Raw genomic sequence first — 19,045 nt, 5'->3', positions numbered from 1 at the left:
GGCGGGCCGTCACGTATGTGGCGTCAGCCCGGGTCAGCGCAGGTCGAACCGATCCAGCTCGGAGACCTTGCCCCACGCGGCCACGAAGTCGTGGACGAACTTCTCGGCGGCGTCATCCGAGGCGTAGACCTCGGCCAGTGCCCGCAGCTCTGAGTTGGAGCCGAACACGAGGTCGGCGCGCGTGCCGACTCCCACCTTCTCGCCGGTGCCGTCCTTCGTGCCGATGAAGGCGTGCTTGCCGGGATCGAGCGGCTTCCACGTGGTGCCGAGGTCGAGCAGATTGACGAAGAAGTCGTTCGTGAGCACGCCCGGGCGGTCGGTGAACACACCGTGGTCGGAGCCGTCGTGGTTGGCGCCGAGCACGCGAAGCCCGCCGACGAGCACCGTGAGTTCGGGAGCCGACAGGTTCAGCAGGTTCGCCTTGTCGAGCAGCAGGTACTCGGCGGGCAGCTCGGCCAACGGGCCGTAGTAGTTGCGGAATCCGTCGGCGACCGGCTCGAGGTAGCGGAACGAGTCGACGTCGGTCTGCTCCTGCGATGCGTCGGTGCGTCCGGGGTGGAACCCGACCTCGGCCTCGACGCCGGCATCCCTCGCCGCCTTCTCGACCGCCGCGTTCCCCGCGAGCACGATGAGATCGGCCAGCGACACCTTCTTGCCGTCGGTGCGGTCCGCGTCGAACGAGGCCTTCACGCCCTCGAGCACGTCGAGCACCTTCGCGAGCTGCGCGGGATTGTTGACCGCCCAATCCTTCTGGGGCTCGAGGCGGATGCGGGCGCCGTTGACGCCGCCGCGCTTGTCGCTGCCGCGGAACGACGAGGCGGCCGCCCACGCGGTGGACACCAGCTCCGAGACCGTCAGCCCGGAGTCGAGGATCTGCTGCTTGAGGGCGGCGGCGTCCGCCGCGTCGATGAGCTCGTGGTCGACCGCGGGTACGCGGTCCTGCCAGATGAGCTCCTCGGCGGGAACCTCGGGGCCGAGGTAGCGCTCGATCGGGCCCATGTCGCGGTGGGTCAGCTTGAACCACGCGCGCGCGAACGCGTCGGCGAATGCGTCGGGGTCCTCGGCGAAGCGGCGCGAGATCTTCTCGTAGTCCGGGTCGACCCGCAGGGCGAGATCGGTGGTGAGCATGCGCGGCTCGCGGCGACCTTCGCCGTGCGCGAGGGGAACCATGTCGGCTCCCGCGCCGTTCTTCGGGCGCCACTGGTGCGCGCCGGCGGGGCTCTGGAAGAGCTCCCATTCGTAGGCGAACAGGATGTGGAAGAACTCGTTGTCCCAGCGGGTCGGGTGGTAGGTCCACGTCACTTCGAGGCCCGAGGTGATGGTGTCATCGCCCTTGCCCGACGCGTACGAGTTCGACCAGCCGAGACCCTGCTCCTCGAGGCCCGCCGCCTCGGGGTTGTCACCGATGTGCGAGTCGGGCGCCGCGCCGTGGGTCTTGCCGAACGTGTGTCCGCCCGCGATCAGTGCGACCGTCTCCTCGTCGTTCATCGCCATGCGGCCGAAGGTCTCACGGATGTCGTGCGCCGCGAGCAGCGGGTCGGGATTCGCCTCGGGACCCTCGGGGTTCACGTAGATCAAGCCCATGTGGGTCGCCCCCAGCGGGCCCCTGAGCTTGCGGTCGCCGCCGTCCTGGAAGCGCTGGTCGCTGCCGAGCCACTCGGTCTCACCACCCCAGTACACGTCGTCGTCGGGCTCCCACACGTCGGCGCGGCCGCCGGCGAAGCCGAACGTGGTGAAGCCCATCTCCTCGAGGGCGACGTTGCCCGCGAGGATCATGAGGTCGGCCCATGAGATCGACTGACCGTACTTCTTCTTGACCGGCCACAGCAGGCGCCGCGCCTTGTCGAGGTTCACGTTGTCGGGCCAGGAGTTCAGCGGCGCGAAGCGCTGCATCCCGGCGCCGCCGCCGCCGCGGCCGTCGGTCACCCGGTAGGTGCCCGCCGCGTGCCAGGCCATGCGGATCATGAGCGGGCCGTAGTTGCCGAAGTCGGCCGGCCACCAGTCCTGCGAGGTGGTCATGACCTCGGCGATGTCGGCCTTGAGCGCGTCGAGATCCAGTGCCTCGAAGGCCGCCTTGTAGTCGAAGTCCTCGCCGAGCGGGTTGGCGACCGCGGGGTTCTTGGCCAGGATCTTCAGGTTCAGCTGGTTCGGCCACCACACGCGGTTCGCGGAGCCCGCGGTGGGGTGCGGCTGCGAGGTGTGGACGACGGGGCACCCACCTGCGGGGGTGGGCTCGTCCGTCACCGTGACGGACTGGTCGACCTCGGTCTCGCCGCCGATGCCGACGGCGGAGTCGTGTTCGCTCATGGTTCTTCCTTCCTGAAGGTGAGTGGGGTGGTCAGCGGGCGGATGCCGCGGTGCAGGCCGCGCACACGCCCCAGAAAGTCACTTCGGCCGTCGTGACGGCGAAGCCGCGGCTGTCGGAGGGCTCGAGACAGGGTGCGTCGCCGACGACGCAGTCGACGTCCTCGACGGCCCCGCACCCGGTGCAGATGAGGTGGTGATGATTGTCGTGCACCCGCAATTCGAACAGACCCGGTCGCCCCGCGGGCTCGATGCGGCGCACCAGCCCGACGTCGACGAAGTCGGCGAGCGCGTTGTAGACCGACTGCAGTGTGGTCGAGGCGACGGTCTCGGCCACACGTCGGTGCAGCGCCTCTGCGCTCGCGTGCGGAGCGGCCGCGAGGGCGTCCAGAACGGCACGGCGGGAATCGGTGACGCGCAGTCCGGCACCGCGCAGGGCGGAGACGGTGTCTGCGGAATCGGTCACCCGCTCAGCCTACCGTTGTTTTGAGTGATTCAAAAATAGGTTCAGCCCGCGACGAGCGTCGGGGTGCCGGACTCGTACTCCGTGAGGTCGCCGGTCTCGCCGAGCCTGGCGGCACGGCCGCCGACGACGAGCATGTAGACGAGGAAGGCTCCGAGCGCGAGCGCCCCGATGCCGATCTTGACCGCCCATGGCCACGGCTGAGCGGTCACGAAGCCTTCGATGAGACCCGACACGCCGAGCGCGATGATCAGGCCGATCGCGATGATGCCGAGCGAGCGCCCCGCGGCGGCGATCGCCTCGCCGCGAGAACGGCGGCCGGGCGCGACCCACGCCCAGAAGATCTGCAATCCCGCCGCCCCCGCCACGAAGATGCTCGTGAGCTCGAGCAGACCGTGCGGAAGGATGTACAGCACGAACACGTCGCCCCGGTCGAACGCCAGCATCACCGCAGCCGCGGTGCCGACGCCGACGGCGTTCTGCACCAGCACCATCAGCGGCCAGATCCCGGTGACGCCGAACAGCACGCACTGTGCCGCGATCCACGCGTTGTTGGTCCACACGGTGCCCGCGAAGACCGCTGCGGGGTTCTCGCTGTAGTACTCGGTGAAGTCGTTCTCGGCATACTGCTCCAACTGCGCCTGCGGACCGAGGCTCGCCACGAGGGCGGGGTCGCCCGACACCCACAGCGCCACGATCGCTCCCACCGCGAGGAAACCGAGAGCGATCGCGAGCGTCGTCCACCGCACCCGGTAGAGCGCGGCGGGCAGCTGCAGTGCGAAGAACCGCGGGATCTGACGCAGCACGTTCTCGGGCGCTCCCGTGAGACGAAGGCGCGCGCGAGCGAGCATGGTCGAGACGTGGTCGCCCTGGGGAGTGCGACCCGCCGAGGTCTTGACGTCGGCGAGGTCGGCCGAAGCGGCACGGTAGCGCGCCACCAGCTCGTCGACGTCCGGGCCCGAGAGGTGTCGCGATCGGCTGAGCTCCTCGAGTCGCGCCCACTCGCCGGATCGTGCGGCGGTGAGGGCGTCGAGATCCACTCCCCCAGCGTAATCCGCCGACGCCGCCGGCCGCGGCATCCGTGCGCACATGACGGATGCCGCGAGACCGGGTTTACTGGGAGGCATGTCCTCCGGTTCCGCCGTCGTCGAGATCCATCAGGACGAGATCCTCACCGGCGAGGCCGTCGCCCTCGATGTGCAGCCCCTCGGGTTCTTCCTGCGTGCGCTCGGCGCGTTCATCGATGTGCTCATCGGCATCGGCATCCTGCTGCTGTTCCTGTTCAGCGTGTCGTGGCTGCTCGGCGAGAACCTCCTCGAGGGCGTCGTGATGCCGATCGTGACGATCACGATGCTCGTGCTCGTCATGGTCGTGCTGCCCACCGCGGTCGAGACCGCCACGCGCGGGCGAAGTCTCGGCAAGCTCGCGGTCGGCGGGCGCATCGTGCGCACGGACGGTGGGGCGGCCGGATTCCGCCAGGCGTTCATCCGCGCCCTCGTCGGCGTGTTCGAGATCTGGTTCACCCTCGGCGCCGTCGCCGCCATCGTCGGGGCCTTCACACCTCGGTCGCAGCGTCTGGGCGATCTGCTGGCCGGCACCTACTCCGAACGCACCCGCACACCCCCGCTGCCCCCGCCCGCAGGCGGCGTGCCCCCGCATCTGACGGCCTGGGCCGCGGCGGCGGATGTGGCGCGACTGCCCGATCCACTGGCCCGACGCATCGCGCAGTTCATCCGCAGTGCCCCCAACATGGAGGCGGCCGCACGCACGCGGCTGTCGGCCTCGCTCGCCGCCGAGGCCGCCGAACACGTGTCGCCGGTGCCGCAGACCGACCCCGAGGGCTTCCTGCGCGCGGTCGCCGCCGTGCGCCGCGACCGCGAGCTGCGCGCGCTCACCCTCGAGTCGCAGCGCGTCGGCGCGCTCACCGCCGGTGCCGCGGATGCACGGGGCTTCCCGCAGCGCTGACGGCGTCGGCGGGATCCCGATACGCATCGGATCGAGGCCGCTGCGCGTCAACGCCGCTGCGCGGCATTGATCCGAACCCCGTCAGTACCGGTAGTGGTCCAGCTTGTAGGGGCCCTCGACCGGAACGCCGAGGTAGGAGGCCTGTTCGTCGGTCAGCTCGGTGAGCTCGACGCCGAGCACGGAGAGGTGAAGCCGCGCGACCTTCTCGTCCAGGGTCTTCGGCAGGATGTGCACGCCGACCGGGTACGCCTCGGCATGCGTGAACAGCTCGAGCTGTGCGAGCACCTGGTTCGAGAACGACGCGCTCATCACGAACGACGGATGCCCCGTGGCGTTTCCGAGGTTCATGAGCCGGCCTTCGCTCAGCACGAGCACGCTGCGGCCGTTCGGCAGGCGCCACTCGTGCACCTGCGGCTTGATCTCGATGCGCTCGACGCCGTCGACCGCGGCGAGTCCGGCCATGTCGATCTCGTCGTCGAAGTGGCCGACGTTCCCGACGATCGCGAGGTGCTTGAGCCCCAGCAGATGCTCGGCGGTGACGACGCGGGTGTTGCCGGTTCCGGTGATCAGGATGTCGACGTCGCCGAGCACCGACTCGAGACGCGCGACCTGGAAGCCGTCCATCGCCGCCTGCAGTGCGCAGATCGGGTCGATCTCGCCGACGATCACGCGCGCACCCTGACCGCGCAGCGCCTCTGCGGCGCCCTTGCCCACGTCGCCGTAGCCGGCGACGAAAGCGACCTTGCCGCCCATCAGCACGTCGGTCGCGCGGTTGATGCCGTCGGGCAGCGAGTGTCGGATGCCGTAGATGTTGTCGAACTTCGATTTCGTCACCGAGTCGTTGACGTTGATCGCGGGAAACAGCAGCCGTCCCGACGCGGCGAGCTCGTAGAGTCGGTGCACCCCGGTCGTGGTCTCCTCGGTGACCCCGATGATCCCCTCCGCCATGCGCGTGAAGCGCTGCGGGTCCTTCGCGATGCTCGCACGCAGCGTGTCGAGCACGATCCGGTGCTCCTCGGATGCCGCCGTGGACGCATCCGGAACCGCCTCGGCCGCTTCGTACTCGACGCCCTTGTGCACCAGCAGCGTCGCATCGCCGCCGTCGTCGAGGATCAGGTTCGGACCGTCATGGCCACTCGCCGACCAGTCGAAGATGCGGTCGGCCAGACGCCAGTACTCCTCGAGCGTCTCGCCTTTCCAGGCGAAGACCGGGACGCCGGCCGGCGCTTCGATCGTTCCCGTCGGGCCGACGACGACGGCCGCGGCGGCTTCATCCTGCGTGGAGAAGATGTTGCAGCTGGCCCAGCGCACCTCGGCACCGAGCGCGGTGAGCGTCTCGATGAGCACCGCCGTCTGCACCGTCATGTGCAGCGAACCCGCGATCCGCGCGCCGCGCAGCGGCTGAGCGGGCCCGAACTCGTCGCGCAGGGCCATGAGACCGGGCATCTCGTTCTCGGCGAGGCGGATCTGATGGCGACCGGCGGCGGCGAGGCCGAGGTCGGCGACCTCGTACTCGAGGGCGGCGGGTGCGGCGACAGGGGTTTCGAGCGGCATCCCGCCATTCTCCCACGCCCTGCACGCTCTGACGCGGGGCGGAAGAGCTCAGACGCGCAGCGTCTCGTGCCTCACCACGACCCATCCGCGGGGCACCGACAGGCGCTCGGTGTGGCTGGCGCACAGGTCGTGCGCGTGCGGATCACCGCCCGCGCCCAGGGGCCCGATCGCGGCCATCTGGTCGCCGTAATCGAAAGTGAGGGTGCTGACGGCCTCGCGGGCGCAGCCGACCTTGGAGCAGAGTCTCTCGCGCATCGGGCCCACGCTATCGGCTGGTGCGATCCTCGACGGGATGCCGCGCCTAGGATGGGCGCATGGCGTGGCGCAGATCCCGGACGGCGGCGACGATCCGTCGCCCAGACCGTCACGGCCGCCACGGTCGGCAGGGTCGCAGCCCGGTTGTGCGGCCACCGCTGCCGCCGCTGGACACGCGGATCGACCGGTTCGACCTCTCGGTGTCGACGGCCGCGGAATTCCTCCGGTCGGCCTGGCCCGAACTGCGCGACGTGCGGTTCGAGATCGCCGACATGCCGCCGGCGACAGACGACGACGGGATCCCCCGGTGGACGGTCCTCACCGAGGCCAAGCGGATCATCCTGTACCGCCTGCCGATCGAGCGGCTCGGACACCTGCACCGCGACGATGATCTGCATCGGCGGATGATGGTCGAAGGATGCGTGTTCCGCGCCGCTGCGGAGTACCTCGACAAGGACCCGTGGGACCTCGGGCCCGAACGATTCCGGTACTTCTGAGCCGCGCTCAAGGTCGTCTTCATACACGCGCTTGGCGCGCACCCAGGAACCGTTCCGGCGCGCAGTGCCGGTGGATCGAGACCCCCGCGAGCCTACGGGTAGACGTCGATCGACGGGGATGCCGCGTCGCCCGGCCACACCGGATAGCCGGCGAGCGCGGAGTCGCCCGTGAGCGAAACGGCGGCGAGGATCCCGGCTGTGCCGGGGTCGAGCAGGTAGACCTCGCGCGGCCGTATGCGCACCGTGGCGGTGCCCGCCGGCGGAACCGTGGTCACGACCTCGTCGGATCCGTCGGGAGCCGACACCACCACATCGACGGCATCCGCGCCCGGGTTCGCGAGCGTCAGCACCGGCACCGGCCCTGTCGGCGTCGCGAACAGGCTCGGAAGATCGACGGTCGGGCTCGGGATGTACCACGCGAAGTCGCTGAGCCGGCCGAATCCGGTGGTCTGCCACACGGCGGACACCACCGGCTGATCCGCCGAGACTTCGACGACGTAGCGGCCGATGTCGAGTCCCCCCAGATCGACCTCGGTCGGAACGCCCGCCGCGAGCGGAACGGTGGTCGGCTCGAGCACCGGCGCGACGTCGCCCACTTCGCGCACGGTCACGGTCGCTTCGCCGTCGGCGGACGGCGCGAGGACCCGCACGACGGTCGCGGCGTTGGATGCTCCCAACGCGCCGGGCTCCGCGGTCACGGCGACCCCCGCGATGATCTGCGAGGTGGCGGGCACGGCGATCGCACCGACCTGATCCACACCGCCGGGCACGAGCGTGCGGGTGATGCTCGTCTGCAGGGAGGCGCGCACCGGCGCGCCGGTCGCGGACACGCGCAGGACGGGGCTCTCTTCGCCGAGCTGCAGGCCGGCGAGCGGGATGACCCGCTGCGTGCCGGAGGGCACGACGATGTCCGCGCCCCCGGGCGGCGCCTGCTCACCCGTGGACCCGTAGGCGGTGATCTGGACGAAAGCGGGCACCGAGCCCGGGTTCGACAGCAGCACGAGATCGGCGGCGCCCGTCGTCGCGGATCCGCCGACGAGCCACGACTCGAGCAGGGGTGGGCGACACGCGGAGGCCGCGTAGCCGGCGATGTCGTCGGCCGCCGCGTACGCGGCACCCGCGGCGGCGACGTCGACGCGCGTGTCGTCCTGCGGCGGGGCGGTGATCGTCGACGGCCCCGGCTCGCCATCGAGGGCGGGGGCGTCGAGGGTTCGCTCCTCGGCAGGTGCGGCGTCGGCGGCGGTGCCGGCGGTGAGCGCCTGCCTCGCGACGACCGAAACGGCCGACGCGTCGTCGGCCTGCCGCCCGAGGGCGAGGATCGGTCCGTCGCACACGAGCACGGACGCCTCGGCCGCGGGAACCACCGACACCTCGGCGGGAGAACGGGCGAAGGTCGGCCACGGCAGCGAGACGGCCGTGGCCACCGCAACGACCGCCCCGACCGAGACGAGGGTGCCGGCGAGAAGTCGCGCGCTCGTCGTGGCCCAGCGGAAGGTTCTTCGATCGCTCATCGCCGCTCCTGCCAATGCGGGCCCACCACGCGCGGAGTACGTCGGGCGACGCGGCGAGATGCCGCCGTCGGGAACGCGAGCAGCAGCGCGATCGCCACGACCGCGAGCTGGCCGGCTGCGATCAGCCCTGCCGTGGTCCGGGCCGTCGTCGGTTCCGCAGCACGGTCGGCGACGTCGACGGTGACGCGCCACAGCGATCCCTTGGTCGTGTCGCCGACGGCGTCGAGGTCGGCGCGCTGGTTCAGCGACGTCGCCGCGGTGAGCTTGAGTGTGCGCGCCGCATCCGATTCCGGCGCGACAGCGGGCGCGAGCAGGACGAAACGGATCCCGTGCGATGCGAGCCTGCCCACGACGTCGTCGTCGGTCGAGGTCATGAGGTCGGCCGCGATCTCGGCCGCCTCCACGTCGGCAGCGCTGGGGATCGTGCGCGTCGTCACGATCGTCGCCTGACCGCCGAGTGTCTCACTGCCTCCCCAGACGACGCGTGCCGACACCCCGCCGCCGTTCTGCGGCGTGAGCACCATCGTGCCGACGTCGGGGTCGTCGCGGCCTTCAGCGGCCACGTAGGCGGGAAGCGTGCTCACTCCCCCCACTTCGATGAGGGCTGTTCCGCGCGCGAGCGCCGTCGCCGACGGCGCGGCCAGTGCTGCGACGGCCACCGCCACGAGGAAGGCGCCCGCGGCGCGGATCGCTTCGACGCGCGGGGCCAGTCCCGCGTCGAGGGCGACGAGGGCTCCCATCGTCGCGCCGAGCCAGGCGAGGCTGAGTCCGTTGCCCGGCCACAGCGCCACCGGGAGCGACTGCGCGAAGGCGACCGAGACGCCGACCGCTGCGAACGCCGTCGCGATCCCGACCGCGGTGACCAGCAGCAGCGCGGCCCCCACCGCCCACCGCTGCGTGAGCGGCGCCATGAGCGCCAGCAGCGCCAGCGGCGCCGCCAGCAGGGGGACCCACCACGTCGGCCCGTCGGGAAGGATCGTCGCCCAGCCCGCCAGGTCGGAGGTCGGGATGCCTGCTGCCAGCAGCGCGCGGCCGCCGACGTCCGCCGCGACCTGAGGACCGTTCCACGCAGGACCGGGATCGGCGAGCAGACCCCACCCGTCGCCGGTGCGCACCGCATGGACGGCGAGGGGTGTCGCGAGCGCGACCGACGGCACGGCCAGCCAGATGAGACGCGACAGGCCGAGCCCCGCACGGGCGACGACGGCGACGATGATCGCAACCGCCAGCAGGACGGCGGCCGCCGGGGCGAGGGAGGGCGCGCATGCGAGCACGGCGGCCAGCAGCAGAGAGGCGCCTCCCGCTGCGGACCATGATCGGTGGGCGACGCTGGCGGCGAAGAACAGCCAGGGCAGCAGCAGGTGCACCAGCACGGCCGCGGGGCGCCCCTGGGTGAGCGCGATGAGGAAGGTGGGTGCGAGGGCCCATACGATTCCGGCGGTGATGCGCAGCCCCGATCGCTCGGTGACCCGCACGGCGGCGAACCACCCGCCCAGCGCGGCGAGTGGGAGCGCGGCCAGCCACAGCACCACGATCGCGCGCGAGGGCTGCCAGGGTGAGAGGGTTCCGAGTATCGCGATGATCGCCGAGAACGGATCGGCGGGGCCGACCGTGTCGAGACCGACCGCGCGCTGACCGTACGCGGCGTCCGCCCACAGGCCGACGACGGCGGATCGCAGCGGCTCGAGGCCGCCGCCGCCCAGCGCCGACCACGCCAGCAGGGGGGTGAACACCGCAGCCGATGCGACGATCGCGGCGAGGACCAGCCACGCGCCGCCGCCGGCGAAGAACCGCAGCTCGCCACGGCGGTAGCCGCCGATGCCCTCATCCGGCTCGTCGTCGAGTCTCTCGCGCAACCGCGCCTGGCTCACCCGCAGCGGCGCCAGCCGCGACCAGGGCACGCTGCGATGCGCGGCGATCCGGCGGCGGGCGCGGAACACCGCCCCCACGCGCAGCCACGCGATGAATGCGGCACCCCACTCGGGCACGATGAGACCCGGTTCCTTGCGGACGAGGTGCACCACCGTGCGCCACACCGCGAGCGGCAGGACCGCCAGCCAGTGGAACACGACGGCGATCGGGTTCGCATACACGAGTCGGCGGTGCAGCTGCGCCGTGCGGACGGCGAACCCGATCCGCCGGCGGCGCGCGGCGTTCTGGGGCGCGGGAAGTCCGGCGACCCCGTCGCCCGACACGGCCACGAGCGCGCGCGGCACGAGGGCGATGCGTCCGCCGGCGAGCCGCGCCCGGACTCCGAGGTCCAACCCCTCATCGGCGCCGAGAAGCGCGCGATCGAGGCCGAGATCGCGCCACACCTGCGCGCGGACCAGCATGCCCCGCACGTCGGCGCCGAGCACATCCTCGACGACATCGTGCTGCCCTTGGTCGAAGTCCCCGTCGGCGAGACCGACCGCGCGTCCGTACCGGGTCATCGAGACCCCGAGCGAGACGATCTGGGTCCGGTCGTCCCAGCGGACGAGCTTGGGGGCGACGAACGCCACCGACGGAGACAGCTCGAGCGAGCCTGCCAGTCGCGCGAGCGCCTCGGGCTCGGGTGCCGTGTCCTGCGCGAGCAGCCACACCGCGTCGGCGTCGCGGATGCGCGCCGTCGCCATGCGGGCCGCATCGGCGTACCTCGTGGATGCCGGTGCCGTGATGACCGACTCCGCCTGGGATGTCGCGGCGACCTGGTAGACGTTGGCGTCGGCGCCGCACACCACGATCGTGAGGGCGTCGAGCCTCCTCGTCTGCTCGGTCAGCGCGGCCAACGTACGACGAAGATGGAACGCCGCAGGCGTGCGACCGTCGGGGCGCACGACGAGCAGGGCGTGGACTCTGGCGGGCATGACGCCGTCAGCCTAGGCGGGACGGAGCCGACTGACGCGATGCACGCGCCGCGCGCAGAGGATCGCGCGCCGCCCGGTCGCCGCGGTCAGCCGGCGCGCTTCTTCAGCTTCCGGCGCTCGCGTTCGCTGAGGCCGCCCCAGATCCCGAAGCGCTCGTCGTTCTGCAGTGCGTAGTCGAGGCACTCGCCCCGCACGTCGCACGAGCCGCAGATGCGCTTCGCGTCACGGGTCGAGCCGCCCTTCTCCGGGAAGAACGCCTCGGGGTCGGTCTGCGCGCACAGCGCGTCGGTCTGCCACGACAGCGCACTGTCTTCGTCGACCTCCTCCGCCTGGCGCACCCCCGGCACCCCGAGCCGGACCGGGTCGACGAACCAATTGTCGGGAACGCCGGAACGGTACTGTGAGCCCGCCATCTCGTCCTCCCCCTGTTTCCCCCACCACGCGGGTTCCGCGTGTGACTGCAATTACACCCGTGTAATTCGCCGCGGTCAAGTCGCGGATACTAAAGCCTCAACCCGGTCTTGAACCTTTACGACGCGCCGTCGGCGTGTCGCGATGTGATCACGACGGATGCGACGGAGCTCAGGCGCGGCCGGGGACGGCGACGTAGAGCGTCCCGGATCCGGTCACCGCCCACGAGACCTCATCGGGGGTCGCCAAGAGCGCTCGCCCGGGCACGAGAGACAGCGAGGCTCCCCCACCGCCGGTGAGCGTCACCTCGCCGGCGGTGCACACCGCCACGGCCACGCCGGCGGGTTCCACCTGCACGATGGCGTGTTCCGCGACATCCACCCGCAGGATCTCGAAGTCCGGGATGCCCGGCGTCAGACGCACGACGCCGGAGCCCGCGGCGACCGGGTCGAGCACGACCGGCGGCGTCGGACGCGGGTCGACGATGGCAAGCAACCCGGCGACATCGACGTGCTTGGGGGTCAATCCGCCACGCAGCACGTTGTCGCTGGTCGCCATCACCTCGACGCCGAGACCCTCCACGTACGCATGCAAGACCCCCGCCGGCAGGTACAGCGCCTCCCCCGCGGTCAGCGTGACGAGGTTCATCAGCAGGGCGACGAGCACCCCCGGGTCGGCGGGGTTGTCGCGGGCGAGGTCGCGCAGCAGTGCGATCTCGGCCGCGAATTCGCCGATCGGTTCCAGGGCCACGACGGACGCGACGACCGCGGCGACCTCGTCGGCGGCATCCGGAGCGAGCGCCCACGCCAGGGCGGGCGCGAGGTCGTCGCCGTGCAGGCGCGCCTCCAGCGGCGCGCCCTGCGCACCCAGCGCGGCGACCAGTCGGCGCGTCGCGGCGAGGTCGCGCAGACCAGCCAGAGCGCGGAAGCGCTCGCTGAGGGCGACGAGGACCTCGGGCTTGTGGTTGTCGTCCCGGTAGGTCCTCTCGGGGGCGTCCCGAGGGATGCCGGCGGCCTCCTCGTCGGCGAAGCCCGCTTCGGCCTGCGACTTCGACGGGTGCGCCTGGATCGACAGGGGGGATGCCGCGGCGAGCAGCTTCACCAGGAACGGCAGTCGCGCCGGGGCACCGGTGGCACCGGCGTCGGCGAGCCACGCATCGAGCGGCGTGCCCTCGAGAGTGCGGGCGGGACAGGCGGGATGGTCGCCGAACCAGACCTCGGCCTCGGGGCGATCAGCGGGGGGACGACCCTCGAGCCGGGCGAGAAGCGTGTGTGAACCCCACGCGTAGTCGCGGGGTTCGTTGACCAGGGGCAGGAGCATGCCCTCAGCCTAGAGGCGCTGCGCGGTAGCCTTTTCAGCGATGGCCGTGCACACGAGACACCAGGCTGCCGCACCGCCCGCGGCGCCGGTGAGGGAGAAGACCGGGCACCTCATGCTGCGCGGCTGGTGCATCTTCGTGCTGTTCACGGCCTTCGCCGGCACCGCGTGGGTCAACGCGTTCGGCGAATCGATCACCGCGGCGATCGTCATCGGCGCGGGCGTCGTCTCGCTGGCCCTGTGGGCCGTGGTCCGCCCGCCGGTCCAGTGGCGGCGCCTGCCGTGGTTCGTCGTCGCCTATTCGGTGTGGGCACTCGCCTCGCTGCTGTGGTCGGCGTGGCCGTTGGCCAGCGCCCTGACCCTCCTGCTGCTGTTCCTGACCATGCTGCAGTCGCTCTTCGTCGGCAGCGTCCTGACGTGGCACGAACTCGTGCGCGCCGTGGCGTCGGCGCTCAAGTGGGTGCTGATGCTGTCGCTGCTGTTCGAACTCTGGGTCGCCGTCTTCGTCGGCGTTCCGCTGCTGCCGGGCTTCGTCGCGCGCACCGAGCCCGTGGATCCGATCTTCTACTGGTCTCGCGACAACCTCTTCGACGGAGGCCGCATCCAGGGCATCATGGGCAACGCCAACCTGCTTGCGCCGGTGGCGCTGCTCGCGATCGTCGTCTTCGCGGTGCGCATCGCCGCACGCGCACCCCGCCGGGGTCTGCTGTGGGCGTGGATCGTGCTGGCGGCCTACCTCTTCTACCGCGCCGGATCGGCGACCGCGTATGTGGCGGCGGCGGGCACGGCGCTGGTGCTGGTGACCATCCTCCTCATGCGACGCACACGCCAGCCCGGCGAGCGCACCCGCTACTACATCGGCTACGCCGTCCTCGGCCTCGGGGGCGCCGCGGCCCTGTGGCTGTGGCGCGATCCGATCTTCACCGCGCTCGGCCGCAGCGCCGACCTCACCGGCCGCGAGCGCATCTGGGAGATCGTCGCGGCCAAGGCCTCGGAGCGTCCCGTCACGGGCTGGGGCTTCGCGACGCCGTGGCTGCCCACCGATCCGGCGTTCGACGGCTGGATCATCGACCACGATCAGACGGTCATGCAGGCGCACAGCGTATGGGTCGACGTCTACCTCCAGCTCGGCATCATCGGCCTCGTGCTGCTGGGCTTCGTCTACCTCGCCTACGCGTGGCGTGCGTGGTTCTTCGCCGTGGACCGACCCCGGTGGGATCTGCGTGCAGACCGCCCGTACTCGGCCCTCACGCTGCTGCCTTCGCTGTTCGGCACGATCGTGCTCGTGCAGGGTCTGGCCGAGTCCGGCCCCTTGCTGGCGTGGGGCTGGATGCTGCTGGTCATGTTCGGCGCGAAGATCAAACAGTCGCCCATCGTGGGGGTCGGCCCCGCTGAACACAGCGCGGCCATTGAGCGCGGTGAGCCGCTGAAGCAGGAGCCGTGACGCGCGCGGCGAGCTCGCCGTCGTGGCTCGGCGCGCTGCTGGCATCCGCATCGTTCGCCCGCGCGTACACGCTCACGGTGCTGGCCGCCGTGTTCGCCTCGTTCCTGATCGAACGGATGGTGGGGCGCGTCACCTACGCGACGATCATCACGGGGCTGTGCATCCTCGGACTCGGTGTGCTCGTGGCGCGCCGCCGCGAGATCTCGCTCGTGCGGCTGGTGCCCACCACGCTGGTCGTCTTCGTCGGATGGGCTCTGGTCAGCGTGTTCTGGAGCACCGATCCGCCGAGCTCGTTCTGGGGATGGGTGTCGCTGGCATCCATCGCGTTCCTGGCCGTGACAATCGGCCATGTGCGCGACACGCTTCAGACCGTGCGTGCACTCGGCGACGTGCTGCGCGTGCTGCTGACGCTCTCGCTGGTCGTGGAGATCCTGTCGGGGGTGATCCTCGACACGCCGTTCGGCTTCATCGGAGTCCGGGGCGACATCGCCGAGCTCGGTCCGATCCAGGGGATCTTCGGGACCCGCAACCTGCTCGGCTTCGTCGCGGTCATCGCACTCATCACGTTCCTCATCGAATACCGCACGCAGTCGGTGCGCGCGGGGGTGTCGATCTCCTCGGTGGTGCTCGGCGGCGTGCTGGCCGCCCTGAGCGACTCGCCGACCGTCGTGGTCCTCGCCGCCGCGGTCGGACTCGCCGTGGGCGCCCTCACGCTCGTGCGCCATACCCCTCCGGCGCGTCGCATCGCCCTGCAGTGGACGCTCGGGGCGCTCGTGGCCGTCGGTGTCGCGGTCGGCTACCTCGCGCGGCATCCGATCATCGCGTGGCTCGGCGCGGGCTCGGACTTCTCCATCCGGGTCGACCTGTGGAACCTCATGGTCGACTATCTGCGCGTCCGCCCGGTGCAGGGCTGGGGATGGTTCGGCCCGTGGAACACGCAGGAGTTCCCGTTCAACGTGCTCAACTATGTCCTCGACGCCGCGCACGCCACCGGCCTGAACGCGTACTTCGACGTGCTCCTCCAGCTCGGATGGGCCGGACTGCTCGCGTTCGTCGCGTTCGCCGGCATCGCGCTGGTGCGCTCATGGCTCACGGCGAGCGAACGCCGATCGGTCGTCTACGCCTGGACGCCGCTGATGCTCGTCGCGCTCCTGGTCGACTCGATGTTCGAGAGCTTCACGCTGGCCGGTCTCGGTTGGATGCTGCTCGTGCTCTGCGCGGTCCGCGCGGGGCAGTCCCGGTCGTGGCGCGAGCGGATCGGCGTCGAGGAGCCGATGAGCGGCCTCGACGAACCGCACGCGGATCGAAGATAGCTGTCAGGCGCCCGGGGTAGGATTCTCGGGCCATGCCCACCCCCGCCGCCACGTTCGATCCCGCCACCGCGTCGATCGCCGTCGTCACCTTCAACCGCTCGGCGCTGCTTGCTCGGCTACTCGAGAGCATCACGCTGATGGACCCCAAACCGGGTCACGTCGTGATCGTCGACAATGCGTCGTCCGACGACACGACCGAGGTCGTCGGGTCCTTCCGCGAACGGCTCGGCACCGAACTGGTCTATCGCCGTCTCGAGACGAACACCGGCGGCTCCGGCGGCTTCAGCGAGGGCGTGCGCATCGCGTACGAGCTGGGCTCCCAGTGGATCTGGCTCATGGACGACGACGTCGAGGTCATCTCGGACGGGCTCGCGAAGATGGGGCGCTGGGCGCCGCGGTTCAAGAGCATCCAGGGCCGTCGATACGACTACGACGGCAGCGAGTTCTACTGGCAGTACCGCATCGCCGAGCGCATGGGCATCCCGATCCCCTTCGCCCCGGCGTCCTTCGACGCGTCGGGCTTCAAGCCGATGAACTCCGGATGCTTCGAGGGCATGTTCATCCATCGCGACATCGTCGCCCAGATCGGCCTCCCCGACCCGCGGTTCTTCATCTACTGGGACGACCAGCTCTACGGCTGGCTCGCCTCGCGGCGGACGCCATCGGTGATCGTCGACGAATTCGTGCTGCGGCGCACGCGCGAGATCAAGCAGTGGGACATGGGCGTGCGTCACATGAACGCGTCGAGCAACGCCTACCGCTACTACATCATGCGCAACCGCGCGATCATCAAGCGGTACTACCGGTCGCTCGGCGTCTACAACCCCGTGCTGTTCGGCCTGGGCACCGCGCTCACGTTCGCGAAGGAGCTCATCCGGCTCGTGTTCGTCGAGCGCACCCTCCGTGGCACGAGCAATCTGTGGCGCGGGCTCAAGGACGGGCGCGCGATCGCGCGTGACCGCGACTGGGCGCCGATGCCGGCGCTGGTCGACACGCCGACTCCGTAGGGCTCACCCCACCGCGGCCGCGATCTCACGATCGAGGTACGGCGCGAGCGTGCGCGCGAAGGTCGCGGTGAGATGCAGGTGATCGCGCATGACGATCACGCCGCCGACCACGAGGTGGCACTCGACGTCGTCGCACATGAAGTCGGTGAAGTCCACGAGGTGCGCAGCGGGATCCAGACGGACGGCGTCGGCGAGCCCGTCTTCGAGCAGCACGTCCTCCCTCGGTGACGCGCAGCTGCCGGCGCGGACACGCTCCGGATCTGCGACGCAGCCCAGCGCACCCAGCGCGAAGATCGGATTGTCGCGGATCGCGATGATCGGAGTCGAGGGATCTCTGCGCAGCGCCCATGCATCCGCGTACCCTTCCGCCCGTACCCGATCCAGCTCGGGTCCCGGCGCAAGGACGGCATCCGGGTCGTAGAGGGGTCCGTCGCCGGGCAGGTAGCCCGCCCGGCTCGAGTTGACCACGATGATGCCGTCGAGCGGAGTGCCTGCGACGTACGCATCGACGTGGTCGTTCCAGGTGCGGCATCCCGCAGCGGTGTCGAGGTCGGGATGAGCCCGGTCGGCCGCCGTCCAGTGGCACCGGGGACGACCCGCGACGTCGATCCGCCACCCGCGCGCCTGCGCGATCTCCTCGTACACCTCGATCCACACGTTGTTGTGCGAGTCGCCGACCGCGAGCAGGTGACGCGTGTACCCGTCGGCGGGACCGAGAGCACATACTTCGAAGACTTCGCCCTCCTGCGACGCCCAGCACGCGTCGCGATTGGCGTCGTCACCCGCGAGGCTCTCATAGGCCGGGATCAGCGGCGCGTCCGGATCCAGCGCATCGGCGCACTCGGGTCGCTCGGGGTCCACGCTCGCAGCCCCGTAGCAGTCGTCGACCACGATCTGTCCGACACGCGCGGACGTCTCGGGGACGGCGACCTCGGGGGCGGCCTGCGCGGCCGGCGGGATCGCCAGCGAGACGCCGATCGCGATCGCGACGACGATCGCGATCGGTCCGACCGCCGCCACCGTCCGCGCGCCGGTGCGGCCACCGCCGCGCGCGATCGCGGCGAGGGGACGCTCGACGGCCCACCACGTGCCGAACGCGAGTGCGGTCGAGACGCCGAGCACGATGAGGGCGCCCGTCGGGTCCAGCACGCCGTCCATCGCGCCCGCGAGGGCGAGGAAGGCGATCAGGACCGGCCAGTGCCACAGGTAGAGCGAGTACGAGATCCGGCTGAGTTCGCGCAGCGGACGAGAGCGCAGCAGCATCCCCGGCCCCGCGGCCGCGCACTGGGTGCTCACCACGACGAGGGCTGCCCCCATCACCGGCAGGAGTGCCGCCGGACCGGGATAGGCGGCGGCGCCGTCGACCAGGACGCCGCTGAGCAGCACAGCGGCCAGTCCGACCCAGCCGAGCACGGCCCCGAGACGAGCGGGGATGACCGCCGCCCACACCAGCGCGGCACCCAGCAGCATGCCGCCGCCGAACTCCCAGAACCGCGCCATGGTGTCGAAGTAGGCGACCTGCGGGGCGCGGGCCTGGAGCCAGACCGCGTAGACGAAGGATGCCGCCGTGGCGGCGCCGACGATCCACCACAGCAGCGCGACCGGCCGCCGGCGGGAGCGCCACAGCCAGAACACCGCGGCCGCGACGAGCGGGACGAGCAGGAACAGCTGGCCCTGGATCGACAGCGACCAGAAGTGCTGCACCGGACTGGTGAGCGGACCGGGCGCGCCGTAGGCGAGCTGCGAAGCGATGAGCTGCCAGTTCTCGACGTACAGCGCGGCCGACGCCACCTCGGTGAGGTTCTGCGCGCGCGACCACGGGGGCAGGACGGTCAACGACAGCACGATGACGAACAGCAGGACGATCGCCGCCGGCGGGGCCAGTCGCGCGAACGTGCGCGCCCAGCGCGAGAGCACGCCGACCGGACGGCGATGGGCGAAGCCGCGCGCGAGGGACAGCGCGATCACCACTCCCGACACGAAGAGGAAGACGTCGACGCCGCCCGACACCCGCCCGTGGCCGAACAGGTGGTAGACGACGACGAGCGTGAGAGCGATCGCTCGCAGTCCGTCGATCTCGGCGATGCGACCGACCTCGACGGACGCCGGCCGACGGCGTGGTGACGAGTCGGCCGTGACGCGTGTGGGTGTGGTCATC

At 71.0% G+C, this 19,045-nt stretch carries 15 protein-coding genes; 5 read left to right on the top strand and 10 right to left on the bottom strand.

Going from position 1 to position 19,045, the window contains the following annotated elements:
- Positions 1–33 precede the first annotated feature (33 nt).
- From katG to ABD663_RS05670, 3 genes are read right to left on the bottom strand one after another with little or no spacing between them, the layout of a single operon-like run.
- Positions 34–2,307: a catalase/peroxidase HPI gene (gene katG, locus ABD663_RS05680; RefSeq protein ID WP_344736980.1), complete on the bottom strand. Its 2,274-nt coding sequence runs from the start codon at positions 2,305–2,307 to the stop codon at positions 34–36.
- Positions 2,308–2,338: 31 nt separating this feature from the next.
- A complete protein-coding gene (locus ABD663_RS05675; protein ID WP_344736978.1) occupies positions 2,339–2,770 on the bottom strand; it encodes a Fur family transcriptional regulator in 432 nt (143 codons plus the stop codon).
- Positions 2,771–2,811: 41 nt separating this feature from the next.
- Positions 2,812–3,807, bottom strand: coding sequence for a stage II sporulation protein M (locus ABD663_RS05670; RefSeq protein WP_344736977.1), 996 nt, complete (start codon positions 3,805–3,807; stop codon positions 2,812–2,814).
- A gap of 85 nt (positions 3,808–3,892) precedes the next feature.
- Between ABD663_RS05670 and ABD663_RS05665 the strand changes: the two genes are divergently transcribed.
- Positions 3,893–4,732 carry an RDD family protein gene (locus tag ABD663_RS05665; RefSeq protein WP_344736976.1) on the top strand — a complete coding sequence of 280 codons (840 nt, stop codon included), beginning with the start codon at positions 3,893–3,895 and terminating at the stop codon, positions 4,730–4,732.
- A gap of 81 nt (positions 4,733–4,813) precedes the next feature.
- Here ABD663_RS05665 and ahcY read toward each other — a convergent pair whose 3' ends face one another.
- Both ahcY and ABD663_RS05655 read right to left on the bottom strand, forming a co-directional pair.
- On the bottom strand, positions 4,814–6,286 hold the full coding sequence (ahcY, locus tag ABD663_RS05660; protein WP_344736975.1) for an adenosylhomocysteinase: 1,473 nt from the start codon (positions 6,284–6,286) through the stop codon (positions 4,814–4,816).
- 48 nt (positions 6,287–6,334) lie between these two features.
- Entirely contained in the window at positions 6,335–6,541 is a 207-nt protein-coding gene (locus ABD663_RS05655; protein ID WP_344736974.1) for a DUF3499 family protein, read from the bottom strand.
- Between the two features lie 59 nt (positions 6,542–6,600).
- Between ABD663_RS05655 and ABD663_RS05650 the strand changes: the two genes are divergently transcribed.
- Positions 6,601–7,038 (top strand): metallopeptidase family protein, encoded by a 438-nt coding sequence (locus ABD663_RS05650; RefSeq protein ID WP_344736973.1) that lies wholly within the window; start codon positions 6,601–6,603, stop codon positions 7,036–7,038.
- 92 nt (positions 7,039–7,130) lie between these two features.
- Here the strand turns inward: ABD663_RS05650 and ABD663_RS05645 are convergent, their stop codons facing one another.
- The 4 genes from ABD663_RS05645 to manA form a co-directional block, all read right to left on the bottom strand.
- Positions 7,131–8,549, bottom strand: a complete 1,419-nt coding sequence (locus ABD663_RS05645; RefSeq protein ID WP_344736971.1) for a DUF5719 family protein — start codon at positions 8,547–8,549, stop codon at positions 7,131–7,133.
- Positions 8,546–11,395, bottom strand: a complete 2,850-nt coding sequence (locus tag ABD663_RS05640) for a glycosyltransferase family 2 protein (RefSeq protein ID WP_344736970.1) — start codon at positions 11,393–11,395, stop codon at positions 8,546–8,548. The genes ABD663_RS05645 and ABD663_RS05640 overlap by 4 nt, the downstream gene beginning before the upstream one ends.
- A gap of 86 nt (positions 11,396–11,481) precedes the next feature.
- Complete coding sequence (locus tag ABD663_RS05635; RefSeq protein WP_344736969.1) at positions 11,482–11,808, bottom strand: WhiB family transcriptional regulator; 327 nt, start codon at positions 11,806–11,808, stop codon at positions 11,482–11,484.
- A 169-nt stretch (positions 11,809–11,977) separates the two neighbouring features.
- Complete coding sequence (manA, locus tag ABD663_RS05630; protein ID WP_344736967.1) at positions 11,978–13,126, bottom strand: mannose-6-phosphate isomerase, class I; 1,149 nt, start codon at positions 13,124–13,126, stop codon at positions 11,978–11,980.
- A 40-nt stretch (positions 13,127–13,166) separates the two neighbouring features.
- Between manA and ABD663_RS05625 the strand changes: the two genes are divergently transcribed.
- Genes ABD663_RS05625 through ABD663_RS05615 form a run of 3 tightly spaced genes read left to right on the top strand, consistent with a single transcriptional unit; the run spans position 13,167 to position 16,887 of the window.
- Entirely contained in the window at positions 13,167–14,567 is a 1,401-nt protein-coding gene (locus ABD663_RS05625; protein ID WP_344736966.1) for an O-antigen ligase family protein, read from the top strand.
- Positions 14,564–15,880, top strand: coding sequence for an O-antigen ligase family protein (locus ABD663_RS05620; protein ID WP_344736965.1), 1,317 nt, complete (start codon positions 14,564–14,566; stop codon positions 15,878–15,880). The genes ABD663_RS05625 and ABD663_RS05620 overlap by 4 nt, the downstream gene beginning before the upstream one ends.
- 32 nt (positions 15,881–15,912) lie before the next feature.
- Entirely contained in the window at positions 15,913–16,887 is a 975-nt protein-coding gene (locus ABD663_RS05615) for a glycosyltransferase (RefSeq protein WP_344736964.1), read from the top strand.
- 3 nt (positions 16,888–16,890) lie between these two features.
- On the opposite strand, the gene ABD663_RS05610 is transcribed toward ABD663_RS05615, so the two are convergent.
- On the bottom strand, positions 16,891–19,044 hold the full coding sequence (locus tag ABD663_RS05610) for an acyltransferase family protein (protein ID WP_344736963.1): 2,154 nt from the start codon (positions 19,042–19,044) through the stop codon (positions 16,891–16,893).
- Position 19,045: the final 1 nt, after the last annotated feature.

Source organism: Microbacterium awajiense (genome assembly GCF_039536545.1).
Taxonomy (GTDB): domain Bacteria; phylum Actinomycetota; class Actinomycetes; order Actinomycetales; family Microbacteriaceae; genus Microbacterium; species Microbacterium awajiense.
The sequence above is the reverse complement of the archived record's forward strand: the minus strand, read 5'-3'. Positions and strand labels throughout refer to the sequence as shown.